The organism is Chryseobacterium daecheongense, from assembly GCF_003729955.1.
Taxonomy (GTDB): domain Bacteria; phylum Bacteroidota; class Bacteroidia; order Flavobacteriales; family Weeksellaceae; genus Chryseobacterium; species Chryseobacterium daecheongense.
In genome coordinates this window covers 1,334,106-1,360,661 of the sequence record NZ_RJTX01000001.1, presented here as the reverse complement: position 1 = coordinate 1,360,661, position 26,556 = coordinate 1,334,106, and the positions used below count along the sequence as shown (strand labels likewise).

Sequence of the window (26,556 nt, the reverse complement as noted above, 5' to 3'; positions counted from 1 at the left end):
AATATTCAGATTCAAAAACTGAATGAAAAATATTTGCTGAAAAATATAATAAAACGTACCTTTTTCTTTTGAAACGGTACGTTTTTTAGTTCATACAATGCATGGCAAAACCTTTTAACCGAACAGTCACTTTATTTGGGATTTATAAACAGCTTATTCCATTTATCAGGCCATATCGTTTAATGATTTATGGGACCTTATTCCTGACCTTTCTGGGAGCTCTTGCCGCTCAGGTGAACCCGATTGTATTAAAATATACAGTAGATGAGGTAACGAAACTGACCCATCTTCCACATCCTATGTCTGAAGGTATCCATATTTTAGTGGTGATCTCCATGATCTTATTAGGAAAAGAATTGCTGAATATCTTCATCAATTTCGGACAAAAATTTTACGGAGAAAAAATCAGGATCAATGTGAGTTCCGTATTGGCGCAATCAGCCATTGATAAAATACTTACCTACAGAGTAGCCTATTTCAATGATGAAAATCATGAGTCCGGAAAATTACAGATCAGAATAGACAGAGGTATTGAGAGCCTGACGAGATTGGTGCAGAATTTCTTCATTGACATTCTTCCGCTTTTCTCCAATGCAATTATGGCACTTGTTATCATGTACATGCAGAATGTCTATGTAGGAGCTGTTTCAACGATCATTATCCCGATCTATTTTTACATAAGCTCTTTGCAGGCGAAAAAGCTGAGTGGTGTTCGCAGGCAATTGAGAAATCAAAGAGAACAGAAAACTTCAGGATTATTAAACCTGATCAATTCTATCATGGTGATCAAGAGCTTTGTCCGTGAAAAGTTTGAAGGGAAAAAACAATACGACCTGCAGATGCAGTTGATGGAAAGCCAGATGTTCACCAGGAAAACCAATTTTATCTATGATGGTTTGAAGACATTTATAGAACAGTTCGGTGTTGTTTTGATTATTTTATTGACCGTTTATCTTGTTCTTGACCAGCAAATGACGATCGGAGCAATTATGCTTCACATCATGCTTTTCAATAATATTTCAGCACCTATTCGCCAATTGCACCGTATTTATGATGATATGAATGATGCGATGATCTATGCCGAAGGCTATTTTGATATTTTAAATGCGGATCATGAGAAGGAGCCTAATGGTGATTTCAGGGAAGAAGAGGTTAAAGGAAAATTTGAGCTTAAACATGTTAATTTTACTTATCCAAACGGAACCCAGGCTTTGCACGATGTTTCCATGACCATTGAAAGTGGTAAAACTACGGCTTTAGTCGGATTAAGCGGAGCGGGGAAATCTACCATCATTAATCTGTTGTGCAAGTTTTATCTTCCTGACTCCGGTGAAATTCTATTGGATGGAGTGGATTTGAATCATTACAATAATACTTACCTTAGAGATGATCTGGGACTAGTACTTCAGAAAAATCATATTTTCCAGGGAAGTATAGAAGATAATATCCGTTATGGTAATATGAATGCAAGCCTTGAAGAAATTCAGGAAGCAGCGAAGAAAGCCTATTTGCATGATCAGATTATAGAATTGCCGGATCAATATCAGCATGATGCAACACAGCTTTCCGGAGGACAACAGCAAAGAATAGCCATTGCAAGATTATTCCTGAAAAATCCGCCGATTATTTTTCTGGATGAACCTACGGCAAGTTTGGATGCTATTGCTACAGAACAGATCAAAAATTCATTGGATGCCATCAAAGAAGGACGAACGGTGATTATCATTTCCCATTCTTTATCCCAGATTTTAGATGCCGATACCATTTATGTGATGAAAAAAGGAAGAGTAGTGGAAAACGGAATGCATGATGAGCTGGTTCAGATGAATGGAACTTATCGAGAGATTTTCGATGCTTCAGCAAGAAGCCTGAATCTGGATAAATTGGTGAATACGTACAAAGACAATTAAAAATTCAAAGCAACTCATGAATGACCATTATCTGAAAAAGCTTGACCGGGTTACTGCCATACTCACACAGCTTCAATCTAAACCTTTGATAAGAGCACAGGATCTGGCTGAAAAGTTTGATGTAAGCATCCGAACGATTTACCGGGATGTGAAAACATTGGAAAACGCCGGAATTCCAATTGTTGGTGAAGCCGGAAACGGGTATTCATTGATGGACGGTTATAAGCTTCCGCCGGTGATGTTCACCAAAGAAGAGGTGCTAAGCTTTATCACCGCTGAAAAACTGATGCAGAAATTTTCCCACCAAAGCTTGGGAAGCCACTATCAGACAGCAATGGAAAAAGTACGTTCTGTATTGAAATATTCAGACCGGAATATGATACAGCATATTGAAAAACAGATTGATATTTTTAATTATCAGCCTAAACCAGAAGATTCCATTAAAAACGTGATTCCAACCATTCTGGAAAGCATTGCAGAAAAGACACAGCTGAATATAGAATACAAGACCGTTGATTCCAGGGTGACAAACAGAACTATTGAAGCAGTAGGGGTTTTCTTTGAGTTTAATTACTGGTATATCATGGCTTTCTGCACATTGAGAAAAGATTTCAGACAGTTCCGGGTAGACAGGATCCTTAAAATTTCTAAAACACAAAACCCATTTTCGCAGGAATATGGACAGATCAACGATTATAGAAGAAGTCCGGGAAAAAATACCACAAAAGTGAGGTTGCTGGTTGAGAAAAAAATCATGGGACATCTTGTTAATTCTAAAAAATATTATGGATTAACAGAAGAAATAGATAGAGAAGAAAATGTAGAGCTTACCTTTGAAACAGAGTGGATTGAAGAAGGATTTCCGCGATGGCTGATCACTTTTGCAGATTATGCGGTTGTATTGGAACCTGAAAGCCTTGAGATAAAACTGAATCACCTGCTGAAAAAAATCTCAGACAAGCATCAATAAAAAACCCGGCCAATTGGCCGGGTTCAGCTTATAATAAATTTGAATAAAGAGAGTTTTAGATTTTGATCAACAAGCAGAAGCCTGGAAATGATAGTCAAAATTTATTTTATGGGCTTAAGCCTGAAGCACAAATCTAAAATCTCTCCCAGAAGAAAGGCGGTTCAATTCCCAACGCTCTCAGGTACACATACCCTTGTCCACGGTGGTGGATTTCGTTATCCACGAAGTACAAAATATTTTCAAATACAGGAAATTCATACTGTCCGAATAAATTAAAGGTTTCCTGGAAACGTTCTTCGGAGATCTGGTTAAAATAATGGTTGATCACTTCCGTTTCTTTATCCCATCTTTCCAAAATCTCTGCTTTTGTTTTAGGAGCAAATCCTTCTTCACTGTAACCTTCCATATTTCTCTCTACAATTCCTTTCAATGCAGGTCCGCCAATGCTGATAAGCTCTACTGCCAATTTTGCGAATGGTCTCATTCCGCCCACGGAAAATTCAAATAATTCTTTTTCCGGAAATGTTTCAATGATTCTTCTTGTCAGGTTTCTGTGTCCTTGCCAGTGGTTTAATAATTGTTCGGAAGTCATGAATTGTTTTGTGGCTGTGGCTGTAGTTGTCATAATTTTTTGTTTTATTTTGTTATTGTTGAGACAAAGATAAGAGGGGGTAATGACAACAGTTTGTCAGTAGGATTTTGAAGAAGAAAAAAATATTTTTTATTTAAAATATCATCAAATCTTTTCCGTTCATAATAAAAACAAACACATAATTTGATCCTTTAAAAAATGAAGAAGTATATTTTGCCTGTTGTAGCAGCTCTCTTAGCAGTTTCATGTAATAAAATTGAAGAAAAAATAGATCAAACGGTTCAGAAAACCACGGAAGCTGTTCAGGAAAAGGCTCAGAAAGCAGTAGAAGAAACAGTGAAAAAAACTGTTGATGAATCTATTAATTCTCTCACCAATTCAAAGGATGTACAGTTCAACGAAGTTTTTCCCGGTTCCGGCACAACCATGGTGACTGAAGCGAAGGGAAAGAAATTTACATTTCCTAATGGTTCAGAAGGATATATTTTCAAATATAAAGCGGATAAAGCAGCCTTGATTCCATTTTTGGAAAGTCAGCCGACAACAGACGAAAGCAAGTCTGATCAAGCAGCCAGAAAGATTGATGGGCAGAATATCATTGATAAAATAAGCTTTATTGAAAAGTTCCTTCCTGCCAATACTATTGATACAAGTATATTGGAAGACATTAAAACAGATAAAAATATAGAATATTATAAATTGAAAAGATTTCCCAATAAAAGTACGATCATTTATAATCCCAAAAATCAGACAGTATTGCAATATGTTGAGGTAGATAAATAATTTGAAAGTGGTCGGTTTTTAACCGGTCGTTTTTATTGCAAACCCATTGAATTACAATGATATGTTAAGGGAAATTAAAGGAAAAACATGTAAAATTAATACTCAATTCAAAGTGTGTTCTATACTTTTGAAAAATATAATTTTATGTCAGAAACATTTAATTCAGATCAGGTTTTTAAGGAAAAACTGGAGAGCCTTTCGGACTTTGAGTTCAATACCAAAGTAGCCGGAGTTTTTGATGATATGGTAAGCCGTTCAGTTCCATTTTATGATGAGCTGCAACGTATGACGAGTGAATTGGCGGGAAATCACGCACAACCGGGAAGTTATGTTTATGATTTAGGATGTTCCACCGGAACCACAATGCTTTTAATGGATAAAACGGTTCCGGAAGGTATTGATTTTATCGGAATTGATGATTCCGAAGAAATGATACTGAAGTGCCGTGAAAAACTTGATAATTTTAAGCTTAATCGTAATGTTGAACTTCAGGTAGCCGATCTTACAAAGAAGGTTCCTGTGCAAAACGCTTCTGTAGTTACAATGGTTTTGGTGTTACAGTTCATCCGTCCCATTAATCGGCTTAGTATTGTGAAAAAGATCTGTGACGGAATGTTGAAAAATGGAGTCTTTATCCTGATCGAAAAAGTTCTTACGGAAGAAAAACCCTTCAACCGCGAATTTATAGATTACTATTATGATTTCAAGCGAAGAAATAACTATAGTGAACTCGAAATCTCGCAGAAAAGAGAAGCCTTGGAGAACGTTTTAATTCCTTATAAAACCAGTGAAAATATCAATATGCTTCACGAAGCCGGATTTGATGAGGTAGAAGTGTTTTTCAGATGGTATAATTTCACAGGTATTATTGCAAAAAAATCATGATACAGATAGGTAATTTCTTTTTCAGATACAGAAACTTTCTTTTCATTGTCCTGTATTTGCTCTTATTCATTCCTTCACCGCCACTATTTGGAGAAAAAAGATTAGGATCCGATTATTATTGGGTGGCTATTGTTTTAGGACTTAGTATTACTGTATTAGGTCAATTGATCAGAGGAGGAACAATTGGTTTGGCTTATATTGTAAGGGGAGGAAGAGATAAAAAAGTATATGCGGACGGATTGGTTACAGATGGTATTTTCAGCCATGTCAGAAATCCCTTGTATGTAGGAAATATTTTAATGCTATTAGGTGTGGGAGTTCTTGCCAATTCGTTACTATATACTTTTGTTGTGATGCCCGTTTTCCTGTTCATTTATCAATGTATCGTTCTTGCGGAAGAACACTTTTTGAGAAATAAATTCGGGAATGATTTTGAAGAATATACAAAGAACGTTCACCGGTGGATTCCCAATCTTTCAGGATTAAACCAAACTTTTGCTTCCATGGAATTCAAATGGAAAAGGTGGCTCATCAAAGAATATAACACCCAATTTATCTGGCTTTGCGGTATAGTTCTGATCCTTCTTTTCAAATACCCTCAACTGACGAATGGCAATGATGATTTCAGAAATATTCTGGCTTTAATCTTTATCCTGATCTTTGCGGGATATTATTTCCTGATACGGTATATGAAGAAATCAGGGAAATGGGTAGGTGAATAACCCCGTAAAAAACTCCTGAAAAGCTTTGTCAGCTTGACATGAAAAAAGTAATTTAGTACTTATGAAAATTTATACTAAAACAGGGGACAAAGGTCAGACTGCATTATATGGGGGAACAAGAGTTTCCAAGGCCAGTGCAAGAGTGGAAAGCTATGGGAATATAGATGAACTGAATTCATTCATAGGAATTGCTAAAAGCCATATTGAAGATGCTGAAGTTTTACAGCAATTAAAGAAAATCCAGTTTGATTTATTTACCGTAGGATCCGAAGCCGCTACTCCGGTTGATAAATTGATGCTAGCCAATGGGAAATCCCGATTGACATTAATGATTTCCGAAACTGAAATCGAAGAACTGGAGCATTGGATGGATGCCTTTGATGAAAAACTGGAACCGCTTCAATACTTCATCCTTCCCGGAGGCGGAAAATCTGCCACTTTTTTACACGCGGCAAGAACCATCTGCAGAAGGGCAGAACGGTCTTTGGTATTCTTAAATGAATCCGAAGAAGTACGTCCGGAACTGATTAAATACCTGAACAGACTTTCAGACTATCTTTTTGTTTTAGCAAGATACGTATCCAAGCTTAATAACGAACCGGAAGAATACTGGAACCCGAATGAAAGATAAAGCATTACTTTTCATCAATGGTGACGCTCCGAAAACTTTTCCGGATATAAAAAATTACAGCCTTATCGCTTGTACTGATGGGGCTTTTCATTATCTTAAAGTCATGGGCTTTCCTCTGGATAAGCTTGATTTTATTTCTGGGGATTTTGATTCCCATTCTGGCGCCGATGAAAATATTTATGAAGAAAAGTTCATTCATACTCCCGATCAGGATAAAACAGATTTCCACAAAGCTTTGGAAATTATTTTGGAAAAAGGCATCCATAATGTAGATGTTCTGGGCGGTAGTGGAGGAGAGCAGGATCATTTTTTAGGAAATCTTACAGTTGCTTATACTTTTAAGAACGAATTGAACATCAAATTTTATGACGCTTTCTCCGAATATTATTTTGTCCCAAAAAATAGTACGATAAAAGGAATAAAAGATAAAATGGTCTCATTATATCCATTTCCCTTTGTTGAAAATATTACCACAAAAGGTTTAAATTGGCCTCTGACTAATGGGAATTTAACTATTACAGAAAGATTGGGAACACGAAACTTTGCCGTGGAAGATGAAGTTTTCATTGAATATAAAAAAGGTGATCTCTTGATTTTTATTGGAGGAAATTATTTGTAACGAAATCGCAGAATCGTAAAACTGCGAAAAGTCTTTAAGATGCTTCGACTTCACTCGACACAACAATACAGAATATTATGATTTATCCATTATCATTTATATGTTAATGTTGTCATGCTGAACGATGCCGAAACATCTCAAAATTCCTCGCTGAAAATCAAAGAAATATCTGCTAAAATTAAGGGATTCCCAAAAAACTTTGACTCCTTTAAACTTTAAGAAAATTTTAAACTAAAAAATCAAACTTTTTTAGCAATTTTGCATTCTTAATTCACTTGCTGTAAAATGAAAATAAAATACTCGGAACTGATTGATCAGACATTATATTTTCCCACGGAAGAGTTCAATGTTTCTGAGAACAATTTGTTGTTTCATGACATTCCTTTGATGGATGTTGTTGAAAAATTCGGTACTCCGCTAAAAATTAGCTACCTGCCGAAAATTTCTCAAAATATTCAAAAAGCGAAAGGCTGGTTTAAAGAAGCTTTTGAGAAGATCGAATATAAAAAGAATTACACCTATTGCTACTGCACAAAATCAAGTCATTTCAGATTTGTCCTTGAAGAGGCACTTAAAAATGATATTTCCATAGAAACTTCTTCCGCTTATGACATGGACATCGTAAAATCTCTTTACGACAGCGGAAAAGTAGATAAAAATATTGAGGTGATCTGTAACGGATTCAAAACCGATGATTATCTGGCGAAAATTTCAGATATGATCAACAGTGGTTTTGAAAACATTACCCCTATTTTAGATAACTATCGTGAGCTGGATAAACTTACGGAAAGCATTGATACTACATTCGATATCGGAATTAGAATTGCTTCGGAAGAAGAGCCTAAATTTGAATTCTATACCTCAAGATTAGGGATCGGATATAAAGATATCATTCCTTACTACAGCCAGAAAATTGCAGAACATCCGAATGCGAGACTGAAAATGCTTCATTTCTTCATTAATACAGGGATTAAAGACACTGCGTACTATTGGAATGAATTATATAAATGCCTTCGTGTATATGCGCGTTTGAAAAAAATCGCTCCCGAAGTAGATTCATTAAATATCGGAGGAGGCTTCCCAATCAAAACATCTTTGAATTTCGATTACGATTACCAATATATGGTAGAAGAAATTGTTTCTCAGATCAAAAAATTCTGTGAAGAAGAAGGAGTGGAAGAACCGAATATTTATACGGAATTCGGAAGCTTTACGGTTGGAGAAAGTGGCGCTAACCTTTATAAAATCACTTCTCAAAAACGTCAGAATGACAGAGAAAAATGGAATATGATCGATTCTTCATTCATGACGACTCTTCCGGATACATGGGCGATTTCAAGACACTTCATCATGTTGCCGCTTAACCGTTGGGAAGACAGCTACGAAAGGGTTTTCTTAGGCGGACTGACTTGTGATTCAGATGATTATTATAATTCCGAACAGCATACCAATGCCATTTATTTGCCTGTTTTCAGTGATACGAAACCTTTATATATCGGTTTCTTCCATACAGGAGCTTATCAGGAAACGATCGGAGGATATGGAGGAGTTCATCACTGTTTGATGCCTCAGCCGAGACACATATTGATCCAAAAAGACGAAAATGGAGAATTCCAGTATGAAATTTTCCGTGAAAAACAGGAACCTGAAGATGTATTGAAACTTCTCGGATATAAATAAACTTCCTTGTCATTGCGAGGAGCGAAGCGACGAAGCAATCTCAAAAAACATAGAGATTCTCCATTTTGTTCAGAATGACAAGATTAAATATAAAAAGCCATCAATTTGATGGCTTTTTTATTGAAAATAATTGGAGATCTTATCCAGTTCCAGTTCGGTATAATCCGAAACAGTAATGTTTGCTAAAGAATAATCCTGCTTTTTTGAATGTTTGCTCTTATATGCGGCACAGAAAATATTCGCTTTATGGGCTGCTAAAATTCCATTCGTAGAATCTTCGATTACCATACAGTTTTCATTGGGTTCATCAGCCATTTTTGCCGCCAGAAGGAAAATTTCAGGATGAGGTTTAGATTCTTTTAAATCGGCACCACTTATTTTTCCGCTGAAGTATTTTTCAAGCCCGAACTTTTCAAAAACCATTTTAATAGTGGTCATACTTGCAGAAGAAGCCACAATTAATTTTACATCATTTTCATAATAGTGTTCGATCAGCTTTCTAACTCCCGGAATCAGATCGAAGTCTTCATCATTATAAAAATAATCTTTAAAAAATCTTCTTTTGATATCCGTAAGATGTTCGTGGGTATGGCTGAGATTATATTCACGGATCAATGTCTCACAAACCCTTTTGGTAGAGGCTCCGGTGAAAGAGGCATATAAGTCATCCGAAACTTCAATTTCCAACTCATTGAACATTTTATAATACGCTTTTTTATGTAATGGTTCGGTATCTACAATCACCCCATCCATATCGAAAAGCACCGCTTGTAAGGCCATACTGAAAAAATTTTTGCAAAGATAAGCATTTGAGTCATGAATTATGAGCGATAAGTCATGAGTCTAAAACTTTTGAATGAGATATCATCACTCATAATTCATCACTGATAATTGACTTCCATCTTCCAACTTCTTTGTATCTTTGTGACATTATTTTTAGTATTTAAATTGAATCAATATATGAAAACTTACGCAGGAATTCCTGAAGAAAATGCATCATTAGAAAACTCGAAAGTAATGTTGGTCACTGTTCCTTACGACGGAACTTCCACATGGGGAAAAGGAGCTGATAAAGGTCCTGAACTGTTTCTGAATGCTTCTGAAAATATGGAACTTTATGATATTGAAACCGGTACAGAGCCCTATCTTGAAGGAGTTTACTTAGCTGGAGAAGTTTCTGAAAATTCTACTCCTGAAGCGATGACGGAAGCTGTTTACCAAAAAACAAAAGAGCTTTTGAATAATGATGGTAAGTTATTTACCCTTTTTGGAGGTGAGCATTCTGTTTCTATCGGATCTATCCGTGCGGTAGGTGAAAAATATGAGAATTTAACAGTTCTTCAGTTGGATGCTCATACAGACTTGCGTCCTGAATTCCATGGCTCAACTTCCAATCATGCTTGTGCTGTTTTTGAGGCTAATCAGAAGCATAATCTGGTGCAGGTGGGAATCCGTTCTATGGATATTGAAGAAGCTCAGTATTTGCCGGAAGGAAGAGTATTCTTCGCTCACGAAATTGCCAACAATGAAAATTGGGTGAATGATGTATTGGAAAAAGTTTCAGGAAATGTATATATCACCATTGACCTTGATGCTTTTGACCCGTCAATCGCTCCATCAACAGGAACTCCTGAACCAGGTGGATTACAATGGTATCCAACTTTGGAATTATTAAGAAAAGTATTTGAAAAGTGTAATGTGGTGGCATTTGATATTGTAGAATTAATGGATTCCCCAATGGCAAAGCCAAGTGCATTCCTTGCTGCGAAGTTGTATTACAAAATGCTTGCTTACTACCATATTTATAACAACAACTAAATTCCGCAAGAATCGGATTTTTTCTGCACCATATTCTTTGGAAATTTGTGAGGTAAAACAAAATGAAATGTCCACACAAAGTCAAATAGATTATCACAGAATTGCTAAAGCGATAGAGTATATCAAAAGCAATTTCAGGCTTCAGCCAAGTTTGGATGAAGTGGCGGAGAAAATTCATCTGAGTCCGGCTCATTTTCAGAAGATATTTACGGATTGGGCGGGAACAAGTCCTAAAAAGTTCTTGCAGTTCATCAGTATTGAACATGCCAAAAACTTATTAAAGGAAGAAAAAGCGAGTTTATTTGATACAGCTTATGAGACGGGACTTTCCAGTACCAGCAGATTGCATGATCTGTTTGTGAAAATTGAAGGGATGTCTCCGGCAGAATATAAAAACGGCGGAAAAAGCCTTAACATCAATTACAGTTTTTCCGAAAGTCCTTTTGGAAAAGTAATTGCAGCTTCTACAGAGAAAGGAATCTGCTATATGGCTTTTGAAGAAGATCAAGAAATAGCATTGGGAGATCTGAAACACAAATTTCCCAATGCTTCTTTTTTTGAAAAACAGGATGAGCTTCAGAAAAATGCTTTATCCATTTTTAATAAAGACTGGACAGAACTTAATACAATCAAGTTACATTTAAAAGGGACAGATTTTCAACTTAAAGTTTGGGAAAGCCTGCTGACGATCCCAAAAGGGAAACTATCTACTTATGGCTCATTAGCAGATAAAATCGGAAATCCCGGAGCTTCAAGAGCTGTCGGAACAGCAATTGGGAATAATCCTGTGGCATTTCTTATTCCCTGTCACCGTGTGATTCAATCTTCCGGGCATATCGGAGGTTACCGATGGGGTAGTGAGAGAAAGCAGCTTATTGTGGGCTGGGAAAGTTCACAGATGTATTCTGAAAACTCTATTTTGCTATAAACCTTAATTGATAAGAAATCTTAAACAAAACCATCTAATGGTTTAAATTTATACATCAACTTTGAAGATCAATGATGAGCCTATTTGAAGACATATCCGATTATCCGCTTAATATACTTCCTCATGACGGAACCGTTCATTATTATGGGAAAGTATTCTCCAAGGAAAAATCTGATTTTTATTATGATTACCTGTTTCATCAAATGCCATGGGAAAATGATGAAGCTGTGATTTTTGGAAAACTTATTTTAACTAAAAGAAAGGTAGCCTGGTTTGGTGAAGAAAAGTTTGAATATACCTACTCCAACCGTACCAAACATGCAAAACCCTGGACTCCCGAGTTGCTGGAACTGAAACAAAAATGTGAGGAGATTTCCGGAGAAACTTATAATTCCTGTCTTTTAAATTTATATCATGACGGAAGTGAGGGAATGGCTTATCATAGCGATGGGGAAAAAGATCTGAAAAAGCATGGAGCGATTGCATCCTTAACTTTTGGGGCTGAAAGAAAATTTCTGTTCAAACATAAGCAAACCAAGGAAAAAGTGGAAATATTCCTTGAAAACGGAAGTTTATTGATAATGAAAGGAGCAACTCAGGATCACTGGCTTCACAGGCTTCCGCCTACCACCAAGGTGAAAACCCCACGGGTAAATCTTACATTCAGAACAATTGAAGAATAAATAAAAAAGCTGTTCAGATCTGAACAGCTTTTTTTTATTTTAAAATCTCCGCTTCTATTGCACTATCATCATAAACCTTAATGAATGCTTTCGTATAATCTTCCTTCGTGGCAAAGTTCGGATTAGCCATAAACTTTTGGGGATTGATAGCAAAAAGCGGAAACCAGGTTGAGCTTATTTGGATCTGAATTCTGTGTCCTTTTTTGAAGGTATGAACAACATCCTGTAATCTGAAATTCACTGCTGTTTTCTGATTCGGAACCAAGGCTTCTGCTTTTTCTCTCGAATTCCTGAATCTTGCAGGCATAATTTCACTTCTTACCATCTGATGATAATTTCCATACACTACACCCTCTTTTTTCTCAGCCGGCTTGAAATCTTCAGGGTAGATATCAATTAATTTTACTGCAAAATCGGCATCTGTGGAAGTGGAAGCAATATTTAATTTCGCTGTGATTTCTCCCGCAAAAGTCATGTCTTCTGCTAAAGCATCTGTTGTGAAGGTCAAAACATCCGGTCTTCCTTCTGCAAACCTTTGGTCCTCTGACATGTAATTTCTCGGAGTGAATCCATTGAACTCTTTTAAATTATCAGAACTCAATACCGGATTATTCGGATCACTGTAATATTCTGAAAAACCTTGTCCCGGGGAATTGTTCAAGGTTCCCTTAGCTAAATAGAAATTGATCTTCTTCCCTTCTTTTGGAGGATAGGTGGCAAATTCCCTCCATTGTTTGGCACCTGTGTCGTACATTAAGGCTTCCGGTAAGCCTGCATCCTGTTTAGTGTTTCCTTTTAAATAATGATTGAAAAATTTTGTTTCAATATTTTTTTGATAATAGGTTGCAATGCTGTCGCCAAAATAGATCTGATTGTGGAAATGTTTTCCCTGTTCCTGTGCCCAGGCTCCATGTGAGAATGGTCCCATTACAATGGTGTTTTTAGCTTTCGGGCTTGTCTTTTCAATGGTTTTGTAAATGTTTAATGGCCCGGAAAGATCTTCTGCATCAAACCATCCACCAACAGTCATTACTGCGTGATTCACATTTTTCAGATGAGGTAAAAGGCTTCTTTTCTGCCAGAATTCATCATAGTTCGGATGATTCATAATTTCGGTCATGAAGAAATTATCCTTGTAGTATTTTTCATACCCATCTTTCAAGGTTCCCATATCCCGATAGAATTTCAAGCCGTCTTCTGAAGATATTTTGATCATGGAATCAGTATACCATGCTTTATTTTCCGCTTTTGTTTTCTGTACTCCGAAAACAGGAAATGTTCTGAAATATCCCAACATGAATCTTCCGTTGTGAAGAAAATCATCATTCCAGAAATCCGAAATAGGGGCCTGTGGAGATGAAGCTACTAAAGCCGGATGCTGTGCAAGAATTCCTGCAGCAGTATAGAATCCGGGATATGAAGTTCCGTACTGACCTACTTTTCCATTGTTGTTTTTAATATTCTTCAATAGCCATTCTATCGTATCATAGGTATCTGTACTTTCGTCCACACTTGTTTTGCCTTTACGTCCCACCTGTGGGGTCATATTGGTAAAAGTGCCTTCACTCATATATCTTCCCCGAACATCCTGGAAAACGAAAATATATTTATCTTTCATCAGGTACTGATTCGGACCCAGCTTTGTTCTGTATTCATTTTCACCATATGGAGCAATGCTGTAGCAGGTTCTCTGCATCAGGAAAGGGTATTTATTCTTATTGGAAATATCTTTTGGGATATACACTGCGGTAAAAAGTTTTACTCCATCCCGCATTGGGATATAAACTTCCTGTTTAATGAAATTATCTTTTACAAAATTATCTTGTTGCTGAGAGTTTTGTGAATAGCCAAGAATGAAAGAAAAAATAGACAGAATGAGTATTCGGATCTTCATAAATTTAATTTGTAGCTAATTTAACAATAAATTATTTTTTGAAGGGTGCTGAAATGAAAAATGACCGGAACTTACGGTCATTTTGAAATGATATATAATAATTGTTTGGTCTACATTTTCTTGCCTGCAAACTTATTAAGCTTCATACTGAGTGAGAACATGATATAACGCTTCAGAATCAGGTCTTCACGGTCTTCAAAGTAAGAATTGGATATGGTTCTTCTTATACTCTGGTTTTGGTTGAGAACATCATATACTTTTACTTTGGCGGTCAGCTGTTTATTGAAAAATGCATACCCTAAACTTGTATTCCAGAAATAAAAATCTCTTTTGAAACCGGGAGCAATGTTGGAACTTGTATTGTATTCAAAGTCATTCCCGAAAACCAGATTACTTTTAAACATATAATTGGTCACTTGTAATTTTAGTGCCTGATTGGTGTTCTCAACTTTTTCGATGCTGTAATTCGTGTAATCTGATGTATTGTAACCGATGCTGTAAGACGGTTTTATGGTTACTTTATCTTTAATTTCATAAGTAAGATTCAATCCCGGACTTATTGTATATGTATTGCTGGTATATTGTTGACCATTGATAAACCCTCTGTTATAATTATAATTCATATTGAATCTTGGGTTAACGGTGAATTTATTCGTTTCTTTCCACTTGAATGTTTTACTGAAACCTCCCCCGAAATTCAAAAACTTATTTCCGCTTACGTTGTTATAGGTGATAAACTGCTTCCCGGACTCATCATAATAGGAATAGTTGGCAACATCATTATTTTGGTAGGTGAAATTTAAATTCAGATAATAATTCATGTTCTTTATCATATTGTAATTGTTGAAATACAAATAGGTGCTGTTGGACCATCTGTTTTTCAATTCAGGATTTCCCTGAAGTACAACCAATGGATTCGAAAAATCCGTATAAGGTGTAAGCTGTTCAGCTGAAGGAATGGAATAGTTGGCATTATTGTATAAACTCAGCCTTTTACGGTCTGAAAACTGATATTGAATGCTCACATTATAATTAGGCAATACAAAGTTTTTCTGTAGGTCATATTGTTGACCGTTATAAACAGAATTTACTTTCATATCCGAAATATCAAAATTGGCTGATGCCCACATGTTAAGCTTCTTTTTATTGAGCTCGAAAGTCAATTCAGGCGTAATCTCATTTACTTTCTGATTCATGCTGTTGGACAGAATCGTATTGTAGTTGGAATACTCTCCCGTGATGTCATTAAAATCATTAACGTCTCGAATATTATTATTAAGTCTTGATTCATAACTTAAGTTCAGATTTATACTGGCAGAATCCGAAATGGGTTCGGAATATCCCACACTGAAACGGTAATTATTGTTCTGATTTTGAGTTTTTGACAATTGATTCCTGATATCATCAGGATCTGTGCTTTGGTAAAAAATCGTTTGAGACTTGTTGAGGTTATTTCTTTTTGACTCGGAAATCGTAGAGTTTATATTGGCACTTAATGATCTTCTTTTTTTATTAAATCTTTTAGAAAAATAAATGTTCGGAGTGAATGAATTATTTTCAGAGTCACTGCTTGTGTAAGAATCGCTTTCGTTAAGAAGAATATCATCTCTCAATGTAGACGATTTCGAATTATTAAAAGTAAAGCCTTTTGTTTTTGAAAAAGAGGGTGAAAAATAAATCTCAGTGAGGGAGTCCAGTTTTACTCTTACTGAAGTATCGAAACTGTATTGTTTAGACTCGTTCTCACCATTATTTTCAGAATTAGTTTTCAGCGTGAAATCCGGAAGCAATGTTGTTCTTGAGACTTTTGATCTTGTCTCCGTTTTATTGTCTGAATGCATCAAGCTGAAAGTATCCAAATTGATGTCTTTTCCAATTTTATCGCTATAATTTACACCGACGGTTGTAGACCTTTGAATTCCTTTATTACCGCCACCACCTTGTGTATAATAGGTGTTTCCGCCGCTGGAAATGATACTTCCGCCCTGCATCATCCAGGAATTCCGGCCATTTCCCATACTATCGAAAACTTCATCATTGGAAAATCCCTGAGAATTGATATTATTGGAGGACGCCAGCAAACTTATTTTAGAATCATTTTTAAAATAACTTAAAAGCAGACTGCTTTCATAGCGTTTATCAGAACCATAACCGAGCGTAAGTCTGGAAATTAGTCCCTTGTTTTTCTTTTCGTCAATATTGAAGTTGATGGTGGTGTTGTTCGATTTGGCAGTTTTTCCGCTAAGCTCTTCCTCTTTGGTTTTAGTAGTAGTAAACTGGATGTTTTTAATGATGTCGGCAGGAAGGTTTTGTAATGCAATTTTGCCATCTTTATCAAAGAATGGTTTTCCATTGATCATGATCTGATCTACATCTTTCCCATTAACGGTAATTTTTCCGTCATTACTGATTTCCACTCCTGGAATTTGCTTCAAAAGTTCCTCAATTTTACTGTCGGGACGCACTTTAATAGCAGAAGCATTAAACTCTATCGTATCTTTTTTGATTTTTACGGGAGAAGCTGTAATTTTCACTTCATCAATATTGGTTACCGTATTTTTTTCAAGCTCGATATCGCCTAATGAGAATGACTGGTCAATTTTATTATAGCTTTTAGAGAATGAAATGAGCTTTTCCGCATCAATTTTTAAAATGGAAGGTTCATTGAGCTCATCGGTTTTCAGAGAAAATTTTCCTTCTTTATTAGTTGCTGTATAGTTGATGATAGATGAATCCTTTTCTTTCAAAAGATAAACTGTCGCATTTTCTACAGGTTTTTTTTCGTAATCTGCTATTTTACCATCAATATTTAGTTTTTGGGCATGAAAAACTGTAAAATTGATTGTAAGTATTAGGAACAATAGAATTTTCTTCATTAAGAATGCTTGTAATCGGTAAAAATATAAAAAAAAACATCCCTTATTAGGGATGTATATTGTTAAATATTTCTTAAAACTTACGCTCTCAAATATCTTGAATAAGCATAACCTTCCTGTCCGTCTTCAGTTTTCACTTTCCACCAGTCATCAGAAGTCTGCTCAATTAATGTTACGGAAGAACCTTTGGCAGCTTTACCCACAACAGCAGCTTCAGTAGAAGGCTCCTGTCTGATGTTTAGATTAGAATCTTCAGTTGCTACCGTAAGAGCAGCTCCCGAAGAAAGACCTGCAACCTGTACATCGATATTGATGTCAGACGCAGAATATGTAGAGTCAATAGCTCCTAAAGCATTCCATACAGCATCTTTAGCTGCTGTGCTGGAAGCACTTCCTGAAATGTAAAGGATACCATCCTGCTCTTGAACATTAAGATTTGAAATTCCTGAAGACTGTGCTGCAGAAACTACGCTTGAATATTTATCTTGTAATGTGCTCATTGTTAATTAATTATTTTACAGTGTAGTTATAATTTACTTTTCCAACTTTCAAAGCATCAACCGATTCTTTGATTTTTCTTGCCTGTTGAGGAGAAACATTTCCTGTAAGCGTTAATTCCCCGTTTACTACTTCTACTTTTACAGAAGGGAAGTCTTTCACCGCATCCTGAACTTTTTGCTGAACAGCAGGATCCACTGCCGAAGTAGTTTCAACTGGTGCAGCAGCCGGAGCCGGTGCAGCGATAGTTGACATATCCATTACGTCTTTTACACCGTTGATAGCTTTTAACTGAGCAATCATAGCATCTTTAGAAGCCTGATCTGCAAAAGTTCCGCTTAAGTGAGCAACACCGTCTTTTACTTCAACAGAAGCATTAGGGTTAGATGTTACCACAGTTGTAGCCTGAGTTTGAAGATCCGCATCAGAAACTTTCTTTTTACAAGAAACCGACCCAAATGACACAGCTACAGCCAATGCAGCCATTGCGATAGTTTTTTTCATAGTTGTATGTTTATTTAATGTTTTAATACAATCAAATGTAATAATAAAATTTATACCAAATGGATAAAAAATAGATAAATGTTTCTTAAATTTTTTGCAATATTTTCAGAATCAGGCTATTAATTTTAATGTATCAAAAATGTAACAAAAAATTAATGTCGATGAAGAAATTCTACGCCTCAAATGAAAAACAATTATATTTGTGCCACTTGAACTATTTATATGAAAGGACAAAATAAACTTTTTATAGCAATTATCATTGCTCTTCTCCTGGGTGTTGGGATTGGCGGGTTTGTACATTTGCAATATCCGGAAAGCGCAGAACCTTTTTCCAAGAACATTAAGCTTCTGGGAACCATTTTCATCAGATTGGTGCAGATGATCATTGCTCCATTGGTATTCACAACTCTGGTAGTAGGAATTGCCAAAATGAGCGATATCAAAATGATCGGAAGGGTAGGAACAAAAGCAATGCTATGGTTTATTTCCGCTTCCTTGGTTTCCCTTTTTATCGGATTGATCCTTGTCAACTGGCTTGAACCGGGGCATGTAACCAAATTACCGATTCAGGATGCTGCTTCAGCAGAAGAATTATTGAAGAGCAGTAAAGGATTTTCCCTCGAAGATTTCGTAAAACACGTGATTCCTAAGAGTATATTCGAAGCTTTTGCCACCAATGAAGTATTGCAGATCGTAGTATTCTCCATTATGTTTGGAATTGCTTTGGCAAATTTGGGAGAAGAATATTCTCAGCCTGTGATTAAACTGCTGGATATTATTGCTCATGGAATCCTGAAAATGGTAGGATATATCATGTGGTTTGCTCCGCTAGGTGTTTTGGGAGCCATTGCGGCTGTGGTAGCGACCAACGGATTTGAAATATTTAAAGTATACGCCATTTATCTAAGAGATTTCTTCTTTGCATTAGGAATTCTTTGGTTGGTGTTATTATTAGTGGGTTACCTTATTTTAGGAAACCGTCTATTTGAATTATTAAGAAGGATTAAAGAGCCTTTATTAATTGCTTTCTCCACGACCAGCTCTGAGGCTGTTTTCCCCAAATTAGTAGAAGAATTGGAAAGATTCGGGTGTAATAACAGAGTAGTATCTTTTATTTTACCATTGGGATATTCGTTCAATCTGGACGGAAGCATGATGTATATGACCTTTGCTTCTATTTTCATCGCACAGATTTATGGGGTCGAAATGACTGTAGGACAACAGATCACCATGCTTTTGGTGTTAATGTTAACTTCAAAGGGAATTGCAGGGGTTCCAAGAGCTTCTTTGGTAATCATTGTAGCAACCTGCTCTATGTTCGGAATTCCACCGGAAGGAATTGCCTTAATCTTACCAATTGATCATTTCTGTGATATGGGAAGAAGTATGACCAATGTATTAGGAAATGCTTTAGCGACTTCTGCAGTTTCCAAATGGGAGGGGCAACTTGAAGATCACGGTGGGAAAATGTAATTCAAATGGATTTACAGACTCATAAAGATCATATTCTCGAAAACGGGTTTACAGTAATCAATAATATCTTTTCGGACAAAGAACTTGAAAAGATAGATGAGGTTTTAAAAAATATTGATGCTTCAAATGAAAATTTCAGAAAATCTGAGGATTTATTTGCGATAAGGCAGTTTTTAAAAGAGCTTCCGGAGATTAAGGATTTGATATTAAATGCAAATATGAATGCCATTATCCATGAAATTTTCGGAGAAAAATATATGGCTGTAAAAAGTATCTATTTCGATAAACCCGAAAAATCGAATTGGTATGTTGCCTATCACCAGGATTTGACCATTTCTGTTGATAAGAAAATAGAAATTGCCGGTTTTGGTCCCTGGACAACTAAAAAGAATCAGTTTGCCGTGCAACCGCCTTTACCTATTTTAGAAAACATATATACGATCAGGATTCATTTAGATGATACCGATGAAAATAACGGAGCCTTAAAAGTCATTCTAAAATCTCATGCGAAAGATATTTACAGGCCGGAAACTATTGACTGGAATGTAGAAACTGAGGAAATCTGTAAGGTGGAAAGAGGAGGAGCAATGATTATGAAGCCTCTTATACTTCACGGTTCAAACCGAACAACCAATGGGAAGAAGAGAAGAGTGATTCATATTGAATTCTCCGATATGGAACTTCCGGGAGAATTACAGTGGTCTGAAAGATTAAATTAGAAAGCATCTCAATAAAATAAAAACCTCCGAGCTATCGGAGGTTTTTTATATAAATCATATTACACTATTTCAAAGAAATCTCATCAATAAAGATATAAGAGTCTCCACCTGCGCCTTGATGCCAAGCCGGGAGCTTTCCGAAGAAATAGGCTTTTACTTTCAGAAATCTGGCTTCAGTAGGGAGGATTTCCGTTGCAAAATCCTTGATCTGAACTTTTTCATCCTTCGGATCGATGGTGTTATCAATAGTTTTAAGAAGAACATAATCTTTACCGTTCATAGAAGCATAATATTCTACTTTTTTAGGCATTAAGATCCATGCTCTGCTGTCCTGAAGATAAGTAGAAGACAATTGGGTGATTTCCTGAGGTGACTGCATATCAATGATTGCTTCAAAATTCTGTCCCTGATAACCTTGCCATTCTCCTTTTCTCCAGTTCTCACTTCCGTTAATTCCATCAATAAGAGCCAGTTTTCCGCCCGCAGTATATTGAGGATTTACGTTAGCATTTACAGTGATATCCCAATGATTAGGCCTTCTGTTGAAATTAGCTACGGTAACAGAACTTTTCTCGCCTTTTCTTTCTGTGTAGGCGGAAACCTGCGTAGTCTTATAAATGCTGAAAGGCTCTTTATAGACTTTAAATGTTTTTCTCACATTGGCATCACCTTCGTCTAATGTCATGTAATAGATCTTATCACCCGGATGTAAAGGAGTGATCTCAACTTTCGTAGAGAAATCAAAAAGTCTGTTCGCTGCAATAACGGGGGAAGCAACTAATTCCGGGTATTTGAAATCTTTTGCAGGCTTTATGTTTTCAAAACCAAGTTTTTTAAGCTCATCTTTACTTGTATTTTTAGTAATGATTCTTGTGGTTCCGTCTTCCAGGTGAAGCTTTATTTCATCAAAATAAGGGGTTACGGTTTCCCATTCCGGTTTTCCCGGAGTTACGGAATAAATACCCATTGAGCTTAGGACATACCATGCGCTCATCTGTCCGCAATCCTCATTTCCGATCAGTCCGTCCGGTGCATTTTTATAGAAATTGTCAAGGATATATTTGATTTTTTCTTCTGTTTTCTGAGGTTTGTCCACAAAATTATATAAATAGGCGATATGATGACTCGGTTCATTTCCCTGAGCGTATTGCCCCATCAGTCCGGTAATATCTGCCTGTTCTCTCCCTGTTGTTTGTTGAGGCGCTGAGAAAATAGCATCAATGAACTGTTCGAATTTTTCTTTACCTCCGTGAGCCGCAATCAGACCAGGAAGGTCCTGCTGAACAGAGTAAGAATAATGCCATGAATTCCCTTCGGTATAATTGTTATTGACTTCTCTCGGTTCAAAAGGCTCGTGCCAGTTTCCGTTCTTTCTTGGCTGCATAAAGCCGTTTTTCAGATTATAAAGATTTTTCCAGCTTTGAGAGCGCTTCATAAAATATTGGTAATCCTCTTTTTTACCTAAGATTTTAGCCATTTGAGCAATACACCAGTCATCATACGCATATTCCACTGTCTTGGAAACACTTTCAGGTTCATCATCAATGCTGATATAGTTATTCTGTTTGTAAGCATTCAATCCGAAAATATCCAGCATAGCGGAATTTTTGGCGGCTTCGAATGCTTTTTCATAATCGAATCCAGTAATTCCTTTGGCCATTGCATCTGCAATAACAGAAACGGAGTGATAACCGATCATACATTCTGTTTCATTGGATGCCAATTCCCAAACCGGAAGTTTTCCGCCCTGCTCGTATTGCTTGATAAATGTATTGATGAAATCGGCGGTTCTTTTTCTGTCAATCAGCGTCATTAAAGGATGAGCTGCCCTGAATGTATCCCAAAGCGAAAATACGGAATAGTATCCGAAATTATTAGCTGTATAGAACTTGTTATCTCTGCCTCTATATTTTCCGTCAACATCCATATTGATGTTCGGCTGAGTGAAAACATGATATAAAGCAGTGTAGAAAATCGTTAATTTATCTTTATCATTAGATGTTACCTCAATTTTTGAAAGCTCTTTATCCCATGCATTCACAGCCTGCGTTCTTATCGTTTCAAAATCATTGGAAGTACCTTCAGCCAGCATGTTTTTAGCTGCGCCTTCATAAGTAGTAGGGGAAATGGCTACTTTCACATTGATTTTTTCTCCCTTTTTAACAGAGGTTGAAAAAGCTAAAGCCAATTTTGTTCCTGTATAAAGTTTGTTCTCCTGTTTTCCATTAACCTCCTTTTTTGAAATCTTCATCGGTTTGGAAAATTCAATTCTTGCGTAGATGTATTGGTTCGTAGCCCAGGCCTCGCTTCTTCTGAAAACTTCAATAGTTTTATCATTAATAATTCTTACTTCACCTTCCAAAAGTTTGTCCCTGTGATTTAAATCCAGAATGATGTTGGCATTTCCTGCATTATTGAAAGTATATTCATGATAACCTACTCTTGCCGTTGTAGTCAGGCGGACATCAATATTATTTTTGTCTAATTTCACGGAATAAAATCCTGCTGAGGCGTTTTCGTTCTTATGCGAAAATTTGGAAGAATAGTCTTTATTGTTCAGGCTTGGATTTCCCATGGTCGGCATCAGCATAATGTCTCCATAGTCTGAAACACCTGTCCCATTAAGATGGGTATGAGAAAAACCATAAATAACAGAGTCAGAATAGTGATAACCGCTGCAACCATCCCAGCTTCCATCAATTCTTGTATCAGGAGACAACTGAACCATACCAAAAGGAACAATGGCTCCCGGAAAGGTGTGGCCATGACCTCCGGTTCCTATAAACGGGTTAACATATTGAGAATAATTTTGTGCGGAAATGATTTGGGTGATGAATAAAGAAACTAAAATTAATTTATTTTTCATGTAATAATTTTATGACAGCGAATATAAGCAAATAACGAATCAGAAAAGAAGCCTTTTTTTCTACATCAAACCGGTGTGGTCAGACTTCTCCTTCAAAGAAATCCTGTAAATAATCCTGCTTGTTATTGTCTGTTCTTTCCGTCCCCAAAAATGTTTTCCATGCCTTTGATTCGTGGTAAACGATTCCCATTTCCCAGACACAATACGTAGGAAGATGAATCTTGTTTCTGTCCCAAACTTCAAAATCTCCGGAACCATCAAAATAGACACTTTCCCATAACTCATTCTCACTTCTCCAGGTGCATACCAAAAGCAGATAATTTTCTCCGCATCTGTGCATGATGACAAATCCAAGGTCATCTTTATCGTGAAAGTTTTCGGAAGCATTTTCTATGCAAAATTTAGCTTTTTCAATTTCAGACTGTGTAATGTTTTCAAGATCTTTTGCCAGATTGTACCATTTGAATCTGGTATTTCCGACGGCGAAAATCCCTTGTGGAGATGCATGTTTGGTGGGATAGGCGGTTGAATTCATTGTGTTGATTTATAAAGCAATTAAAGTAATGACAAGAAAATAAATATAAAAAATTATAACGATGTGATTTATCACCTGATGTTATAGATTTTATTGATTCTAAACTATCGAAAAAATCCGTAAATTTGTAGACATTTATTTTAGTTTATGTTGACGAAAGAAAAGGTTCAGAATTTCCTTAAAGAGATAGAAGTTGATGATTTAGTGAATAATCTTCAGATCATGGGTGATGATGTGTATATTGATATGACAGCACATTCACCGGCAATGCACGAAAAGAAAAAGCTGGAAGCGGCGATGAAGCAGGCTTTTGCGAGTGAGTTTGGAGAGCATGTTCATTTGAAACTCAAAATTGTTTCTCCGGAGCCTAGCGAAATTCAGCAAAGCCAGATCAAAGGGAAACAAATTCCTGGAATTCAAAATATTATAGCCATTGCTTCCGGAAAAGGGGGAGTAGGAAAATCTACAGTATCTGCAAATATGGCAGTTACTTTAGCAAAAATGGGCTTTAAAGTAGGATTATTGGATGCGGATATTTATGGTCCGTCTGTTCCTACTATGTTCGATACGGAGGGTCAGAAACCGATTTCAGTGGAGGTAGGCGGAAAAAATTTAATGAAACCGATTGAAAATTATGGGGTAAAAATGCTTTCCATAGGATATTTTTCAGGAGCTAATCAAGCGGTGGTTTGGAGAGGTCCGATGGCTTCAAAAGCATTGAATCAGATGATCAGAGATGCAGCGTGGGGAGAGTTGGATTTCTTATTGATCGATCTTCCTCCGGGAACAGGAGATATTCACTTATCCATCATCCAGGAAGTTCCTGTAACAGGAGCGGTAATTGTAAGTACACCTCAACACGTGGCTTTGGCAGACGTAAGAAAAGGTATTGCGATGTTCCAGATGGAAAGCATTAATATTCCGGTTCTTGGATTAATCGAAAATATGGCGTATTTTACACCAGAAGAATTACCGGACAATAAATATTATATCTTTGGAAACCAGGGAGCGCAATATTTGGCGGAGGATTTGGGAATTCCTGTATTAGGAGAGATTCCATTGATTCAAAGCATCAGAGAAGCTGGAGATGTAGGAAGGCCGGCTGCTCTACAGGAAAATTCTAAAATTGCAGATATCTATACGGAGACGGCTAGAAAAATGGTAGAAAGCTTGGTGGAAAGAAATAAAAATCTTCCTCCTACAGAAGCGGTAAAGATTACAACAATGGCGGGATGCTCGCCGAAAGCTAAAAAGTAATTACATTCAATAAGATTTGGAAAAACCGAATTGAACAGAAAAATATGGAAACAAACATAACACACGAAGATACAGTAACAAGAGTAATGGAAGCTCTGGATAGCATCCGACCGTTTCTGAATAAAGATGGCGGAGATATTGAGCTTATCGATGTGAAGGATAATCAGGTTTTTGTAAAGCTGTTAGGAAACTGTTCCGGGTGCTCACTGAATTTTTCAACCCTGAAATTAGGCGTTGAGAATACGATTAAGCAACACGCTCCGGAAATTGAAAAAGTAATAAGCGTAGAGTAAAAAATAACAATAAATATATTTTTTGAGACAGGTCAAAGACCTGTCTTTTTTTGTTTAATCAAGGAAATATTATCTACTATTTCACCTTAATTTATAGAGAGAATATTCAAAAATATTTTCATAATTTATTTTGGGCCGGCCTTCAAGGGCAAATAAATTTAATTAAATGAAGCATAGTTTAAATTAGATAAAACAAAATTATGTTTTGTATTGTTTTTATTGTCAATCGATTATGATTGTGTATATATCAAATTTTCGTGAAATAAATATAAAATCAATCAATATAAATAGTATATTAGTGTTCAAAACTAAAAACCAAATTATCAAATCATGAACACTGAAAATTTTAGTACTCTTGAATTGCTTTACAAACAATTCAGGTACCCTTTCCCAACACTAAAAAATCCATACGCAGAACAACTGCAAGAGATTACAGAGAATCAATGGATTGACGGAGAATATTTATGGCTTTACGAAAAGAATCCCGAAATTCGCAAAAAGTACAAAAAAACCAAAACAGCCCACATTGCTGCTCAATGGTTTCCTACAGCATCATTTGAAAGATTCAAACCTATTTGCAGGCTTATGCTTTGGACCTTGTATAATGATGATCTTTATGAAGAAAGTGACCCTGACGACATTCAATATATACATAATCAATCAATTGCTATATTAAATGGTGAGCTGGGTGTATCAGAATCAGAAATACCTTTAGGAGCTATGCTGGCTTCATTAAGACAAGAACTTTTGCAGTTTATTCCACAGGAATCGCTCTCTCGCTTTATACGGATGATTAGCAGGTATTTTACCGGGCTTAAAACCGAGTTGGAATACAAGAAAAATAAAATCTACCCTAGTGTGGCAGAGTGTATTGCTTTGCGGGAAAACTCCATATGTCTCTATCCTTTTCTGCAACTTACAGAGGTAGAAACGGGTGTTACTTTGCCTTCTGAAATACATGAACACCCCGTAATCTGCCGTTTACAGGCATTAGCATGTCATCTTGTTACTTTTTTCAATGAAGTGCAATCAGTATTGAAAGACGAGGCAACCGGAAGTATTTACTATAATATCGTAAAAGTAATCCAAAATGAACGTCAGATGTCTTTGAAAGAGGCTTGTCTGGAAGATTTACGACTCCACAATGAAGATCTTAAAGAGTTTCTTGCCCTACAGGCTTCATTACCCGATTTTGGCATATGGCAGGATGCGGTAGTTAACTGGGTGCATTATATGAGTATGGTATTAAGTGGATGGAAGAATGTATCTACAAAACTGGAGCGTTATAACGCTATGGATTTTCCTGATGCTACGGAACTTCGGAAAAAATTGAATATAAAAACAGGATCAAATATAAATGATGTTAAAGAAAAATAAGTTTATAACTCGTGTATATATCACAAAACTTAAAATTTAAATA

24 protein-coding genes are annotated in these 26,556 nt (G+C 36.4%); 16 read left to right on the top strand and 8 right to left on the bottom strand.

Translation table 11 applies throughout. From position 1 onward, the window contains the following. Window positions 1–182: 182 nt before the first annotated feature. Both EGI05_RS06315 and EGI05_RS06310 read left to right on the top strand, forming a co-directional pair. Entirely contained in the window at window positions 183–1,910 is a 1,728-nt protein-coding gene (locus tag EGI05_RS06315) for an ABC transporter ATP-binding protein (protein ID WP_123262588.1), read from the top strand. Between the two features lie 16 nt (window positions 1,911–1,926). Then, window positions 1,927–2,880 (top strand): helix-turn-helix transcriptional regulator, encoded by a 954-nt coding sequence (locus EGI05_RS06310; protein WP_123262193.1) that lies wholly within the window; start codon window positions 1,927–1,929, stop codon window positions 2,878–2,880. Between the two features lie 133 nt (window positions 2,881–3,013). Here EGI05_RS06310 and EGI05_RS06305 read toward each other — a convergent pair whose 3' ends face one another. Further along, a complete protein-coding gene (locus EGI05_RS06305; protein ID WP_123262192.1) occupies window positions 3,014–3,505 on the bottom strand; it encodes a DinB family protein in 492 nt (163 codons plus the stop codon). Between the two features lie 165 nt (window positions 3,506–3,670). Here EGI05_RS06305 and EGI05_RS06300 point away from each other — a divergent pair, with 165 nt between their 5' ends. The 6 genes from EGI05_RS06300 to EGI05_RS06275 all read left to right on the top strand — a co-directional run bounded on the left by EGI05_RS06300 (window position 3,671) and on the right by EGI05_RS06275 (window position 8,792). After that, entirely contained in the window at window positions 3,671–4,255 is a 585-nt protein-coding gene (locus EGI05_RS06300; protein ID WP_123262191.1) for a hypothetical protein, read from the top strand. Window positions 4,256–4,399: 144 nt separating this feature from the next. Continuing rightward, window positions 4,400–5,140 (top strand): carboxy-S-adenosyl-L-methionine synthase CmoA, encoded by a 741-nt coding sequence (gene cmoA / locus EGI05_RS06295; protein WP_123262190.1) that lies wholly within the window; start codon window positions 4,400–4,402, stop codon window positions 5,138–5,140. After that, the gene (locus tag EGI05_RS06290) at window positions 5,137–5,862 is read left to right on the top strand and encodes a methyltransferase family protein (protein WP_123262189.1); all 726 of its coding nucleotides are present in this window, start codon (window positions 5,137–5,139) and stop codon (window positions 5,860–5,862) included. Before cmoA ends, EGI05_RS06290 begins: the two co-directional genes overlap by 4 nt. 61 nt (window positions 5,863–5,923) lie before the next feature. Continuing rightward, window positions 5,924–6,493, top strand: a complete 570-nt coding sequence (locus EGI05_RS06285) for a cob(I)yrinic acid a,c-diamide adenosyltransferase (protein WP_123262188.1) — start codon at window positions 5,924–5,926, stop codon at window positions 6,491–6,493. Then, the gene (locus EGI05_RS06280) at window positions 6,483–7,112 is read left to right on the top strand and encodes a thiamine diphosphokinase (protein WP_123262187.1); all 630 of its coding nucleotides are present in this window, start codon (window positions 6,483–6,485) and stop codon (window positions 7,110–7,112) included. Before EGI05_RS06285 ends, EGI05_RS06280 begins: the two co-directional genes overlap by 11 nt. A 285-nt stretch (window positions 7,113–7,397) precedes the next feature. Next, window positions 7,398–8,792 carry a type III PLP-dependent enzyme domain-containing protein gene (locus EGI05_RS06275; protein ID WP_123262186.1) on the top strand — a complete coding sequence of 465 codons (1,395 nt, stop codon included), beginning with the start codon at window positions 7,398–7,400 and terminating at the stop codon, window positions 8,790–8,792. 117 nt (window positions 8,793–8,909) lie between these two features. Here the strand turns inward: EGI05_RS06275 and EGI05_RS06270 are convergent, their stop codons facing one another. Then, complete coding sequence (locus EGI05_RS06270) at window positions 8,910–9,572, bottom strand: HAD family hydrolase (protein WP_123262185.1); 663 nt, start codon at window positions 9,570–9,572, stop codon at window positions 8,910–8,912. Between the two features lie 180 nt (window positions 9,573–9,752). On the opposite strand from EGI05_RS06270, the gene speB reads away from it, so the two are divergent. The 3 genes from speB to EGI05_RS06255 all read left to right on the top strand — a co-directional run bounded on the left by speB (window position 9,753) and on the right by EGI05_RS06255 (window position 12,221). Further along, window positions 9,753–10,610: an agmatinase gene (speB, locus tag EGI05_RS06265; protein ID WP_123262184.1), complete on the top strand. Its 858-nt coding sequence runs from the start codon at window positions 9,753–9,755 to the stop codon at window positions 10,608–10,610. Between the two features lie 67 nt (window positions 10,611–10,677). Next, window positions 10,678–11,538, top strand: a complete 861-nt coding sequence (locus EGI05_RS06260; protein WP_123262183.1) for a bifunctional helix-turn-helix domain-containing protein/methylated-DNA--[protein]-cysteine S-methyltransferase — start codon at window positions 10,678–10,680, stop codon at window positions 11,536–11,538. Between the two features lie 74 nt (window positions 11,539–11,612). Beyond that, window positions 11,613–12,221 carry an alpha-ketoglutarate-dependent dioxygenase AlkB family protein gene (locus EGI05_RS06255; protein ID WP_123262587.1) on the top strand — a complete coding sequence of 203 codons (609 nt, stop codon included), beginning with the start codon at window positions 11,613–11,615 and terminating at the stop codon, window positions 12,219–12,221. A 34-nt stretch (window positions 12,222–12,255) separates the two neighbouring features. Here the strand turns inward: EGI05_RS06255 and EGI05_RS06250 are convergent, their stop codons facing one another. From EGI05_RS06250 to EGI05_RS06235, 4 genes are all read right to left on the bottom strand, one after another. Beyond that, window positions 12,256–14,115, bottom strand: coding sequence for a CocE/NonD family hydrolase (locus EGI05_RS06250; protein ID WP_123262182.1), 1,860 nt, complete (start codon window positions 14,113–14,115; stop codon window positions 12,256–12,258). A 110-nt stretch (window positions 14,116–14,225) separates the two neighbouring features. Next, window positions 14,226–16,991, bottom strand: coding sequence for a TonB-dependent receptor (locus EGI05_RS06245; RefSeq protein ID WP_123262181.1), 2,766 nt, complete (start codon window positions 16,989–16,991; stop codon window positions 14,226–14,228). Window positions 16,992–17,071: 80 nt separating this feature from the next. Then, a complete protein-coding gene (locus EGI05_RS06240) occupies window positions 17,072–17,491 on the bottom strand; it encodes an SH3 domain-containing protein (protein ID WP_123262180.1) in 420 nt (139 codons plus the stop codon). Window positions 17,492–17,501: 10 nt separating this feature from the next. Beyond that, complete coding sequence (locus tag EGI05_RS06235; protein WP_123262179.1) at window positions 17,502–17,993, bottom strand: BON domain-containing protein; 492 nt, start codon at window positions 17,991–17,993, stop codon at window positions 17,502–17,504. 222 nt (window positions 17,994–18,215) lie between these two features. Here EGI05_RS06235 and EGI05_RS06230 point away from each other — a divergent pair, with 222 nt between their 5' ends. Both EGI05_RS06230 and EGI05_RS06225 read left to right on the top strand, forming a co-directional pair. Further along, a complete protein-coding gene (locus EGI05_RS06230) occupies window positions 18,216–19,466 on the top strand; it encodes a dicarboxylate/amino acid:cation symporter (protein WP_123262178.1) in 1,251 nt (416 codons plus the stop codon). 5 nt (window positions 19,467–19,471) lie between these two features. Beyond that, complete coding sequence (locus EGI05_RS06225; RefSeq protein WP_123262177.1) at window positions 19,472–20,185, top strand: phytanoyl-CoA dioxygenase family protein; 714 nt, start codon at window positions 19,472–19,474, stop codon at window positions 20,183–20,185. A 64-nt stretch (window positions 20,186–20,249) separates the two neighbouring features. Here the strand turns inward: EGI05_RS06225 and EGI05_RS06220 are convergent, their stop codons facing one another. Continuing rightward, a complete protein-coding gene (locus tag EGI05_RS06220; RefSeq protein WP_123262176.1) occupies window positions 20,250–23,051 on the bottom strand; it encodes a GH92 family glycosyl hydrolase in 2,802 nt (933 codons plus the stop codon). Window positions 23,052–23,130: 79 nt separating this feature from the next. Next, a complete protein-coding gene (locus tag EGI05_RS06215; RefSeq protein WP_123262175.1) occupies window positions 23,131–23,586 on the bottom strand; it encodes a hypothetical protein in 456 nt (151 codons plus the stop codon). A 147-nt stretch (window positions 23,587–23,733) separates the two neighbouring features. On the opposite strand from EGI05_RS06215, the gene EGI05_RS06210 reads away from it, so the two are divergent. From EGI05_RS06210 to EGI05_RS06200, 3 genes are all read left to right on the top strand, one after another. Next, window positions 23,734–24,843, top strand: coding sequence for an Mrp/NBP35 family ATP-binding protein (locus EGI05_RS06210; RefSeq protein WP_123262174.1), 1,110 nt, complete (start codon window positions 23,734–23,736; stop codon window positions 24,841–24,843). A gap of 44 nt (window positions 24,844–24,887) precedes the next feature. Continuing rightward, the gene (locus EGI05_RS06205) at window positions 24,888–25,136 is read left to right on the top strand and encodes a NifU family protein (RefSeq protein ID WP_121460316.1); all 249 of its coding nucleotides are present in this window, start codon (window positions 24,888–24,890) and stop codon (window positions 25,134–25,136) included. A gap of 330 nt (window positions 25,137–25,466) precedes the next feature. Then, window positions 25,467–26,513 (top strand): terpene synthase family protein, encoded by a 1,047-nt coding sequence (locus EGI05_RS06200; RefSeq protein ID WP_123262173.1) that lies wholly within the window; start codon window positions 25,467–25,469, stop codon window positions 26,511–26,513. Window positions 26,514–26,556 lie beyond the last annotated feature (43 nt).

What these genes read in the sequence shown, in the direction of transcription:
- EGI05_RS06315 (WP_123262588.1), top strand. Translation starts at nt 183, where the DNA reads ATGATTTATGGGACCTTATTCCTGACCTTTCTGGGAGCTCTTGCCGCT.
- EGI05_RS06310 (WP_123262193.1), top strand. Translation starts at nt 1,927, where the DNA reads ATGAATGACCATTATCTGAAAAAGCTTGACCGGGTTACTGCCATACTC.
- EGI05_RS06305 (WP_123262192.1), bottom strand. Translation starts at nt 3,505, where the DNA reads ATGACAACTACAGCCACAGCCACAAAACAATTCATGACTTCCGAACAA.
- EGI05_RS06300 (WP_123262191.1), top strand. Translation starts at nt 3,671, where the DNA reads ATGAAGAAGTATATTTTGCCTGTTGTAGCAGCTCTCTTAGCAGTTTCA.
- cmoA (WP_123262190.1), top strand. Translation starts at nt 4,400, where the DNA reads ATGTCAGAAACATTTAATTCAGATCAGGTTTTTAAGGAAAAACTGGAG.
- EGI05_RS06290 (WP_123262189.1), top strand. Translation starts at nt 5,137, where the DNA reads ATGATACAGATAGGTAATTTCTTTTTCAGATACAGAAACTTTCTTTTC.
- EGI05_RS06285 (WP_123262188.1), top strand. Translation starts at nt 5,924, where the DNA reads ATGAAAATTTATACTAAAACAGGGGACAAAGGTCAGACTGCATTATAT.
- EGI05_RS06280 (WP_123262187.1), top strand. Translation starts at nt 6,483, where the DNA reads ATGAAAGATAAAGCATTACTTTTCATCAATGGTGACGCTCCGAAAACT.
- EGI05_RS06275 (WP_123262186.1), top strand. Translation starts at nt 7,398, where the DNA reads ATGAAAATAAAATACTCGGAACTGATTGATCAGACATTATATTTTCCC.
- EGI05_RS06270 (WP_123262185.1), bottom strand. Translation starts at nt 9,572, where the DNA reads ATGGCCTTACAAGCGGTGCTTTTCGATATGGATGGGGTGATTGTAGAT.
- speB (WP_123262184.1), top strand. Translation starts at nt 9,753, where the DNA reads ATGAAAACTTACGCAGGAATTCCTGAAGAAAATGCATCATTAGAAAAC.
- EGI05_RS06260 (WP_123262183.1), top strand. Translation starts at nt 10,678, where the DNA reads ATGTCCACACAAAGTCAAATAGATTATCACAGAATTGCTAAAGCGATA.
- EGI05_RS06255 (WP_123262587.1), top strand. Translation starts at nt 11,613, where the DNA reads ATGAGCCTATTTGAAGACATATCCGATTATCCGCTTAATATACTTCCT.
- EGI05_RS06250 (WP_123262182.1), bottom strand. Translation starts at nt 14,115, where the DNA reads ATGAAGATCCGAATACTCATTCTGTCTATTTTTTCTTTCATTCTTGGC.
- EGI05_RS06245 (WP_123262181.1), bottom strand. Translation starts at nt 16,991, where the DNA reads ATGAAGAAAATTCTATTGTTCCTAATACTTACAATCAATTTTACAGTT.
- EGI05_RS06240 (WP_123262180.1), bottom strand. Translation starts at nt 17,491, where the DNA reads ATGAGCACATTACAAGATAAATATTCAAGCGTAGTTTCTGCAGCACAG.
- EGI05_RS06235 (WP_123262179.1), bottom strand. Translation starts at nt 17,993, where the DNA reads ATGAAAAAAACTATCGCAATGGCTGCATTGGCTGTAGCTGTGTCATTT.
- EGI05_RS06230 (WP_123262178.1), top strand. Translation starts at nt 18,216, where the DNA reads ATGAAAGGACAAAATAAACTTTTTATAGCAATTATCATTGCTCTTCTC.
- EGI05_RS06225 (WP_123262177.1), top strand. Translation starts at nt 19,472, where the DNA reads ATGGATTTACAGACTCATAAAGATCATATTCTCGAAAACGGGTTTACA.
- EGI05_RS06220 (WP_123262176.1), bottom strand. Translation starts at nt 23,051, where the DNA reads ATGAAAAATAAATTAATTTTAGTTTCTTTATTCATCACCCAAATCATT.
- EGI05_RS06215 (WP_123262175.1), bottom strand. Translation starts at nt 23,586, where the DNA reads ATGAATTCAACCGCCTATCCCACCAAACATGCATCTCCACAAGGGATT.
- EGI05_RS06210 (WP_123262174.1), top strand. Translation starts at nt 23,734, where the DNA reads ATGTTGACGAAAGAAAAGGTTCAGAATTTCCTTAAAGAGATAGAAGTT.
- EGI05_RS06205 (WP_121460316.1), top strand. Translation starts at nt 24,888, where the DNA reads ATGGAAACAAACATAACACACGAAGATACAGTAACAAGAGTAATGGAA.
- EGI05_RS06200 (WP_123262173.1), top strand. Translation starts at nt 25,467, where the DNA reads ATGAACACTGAAAATTTTAGTACTCTTGAATTGCTTTACAAACAATTC.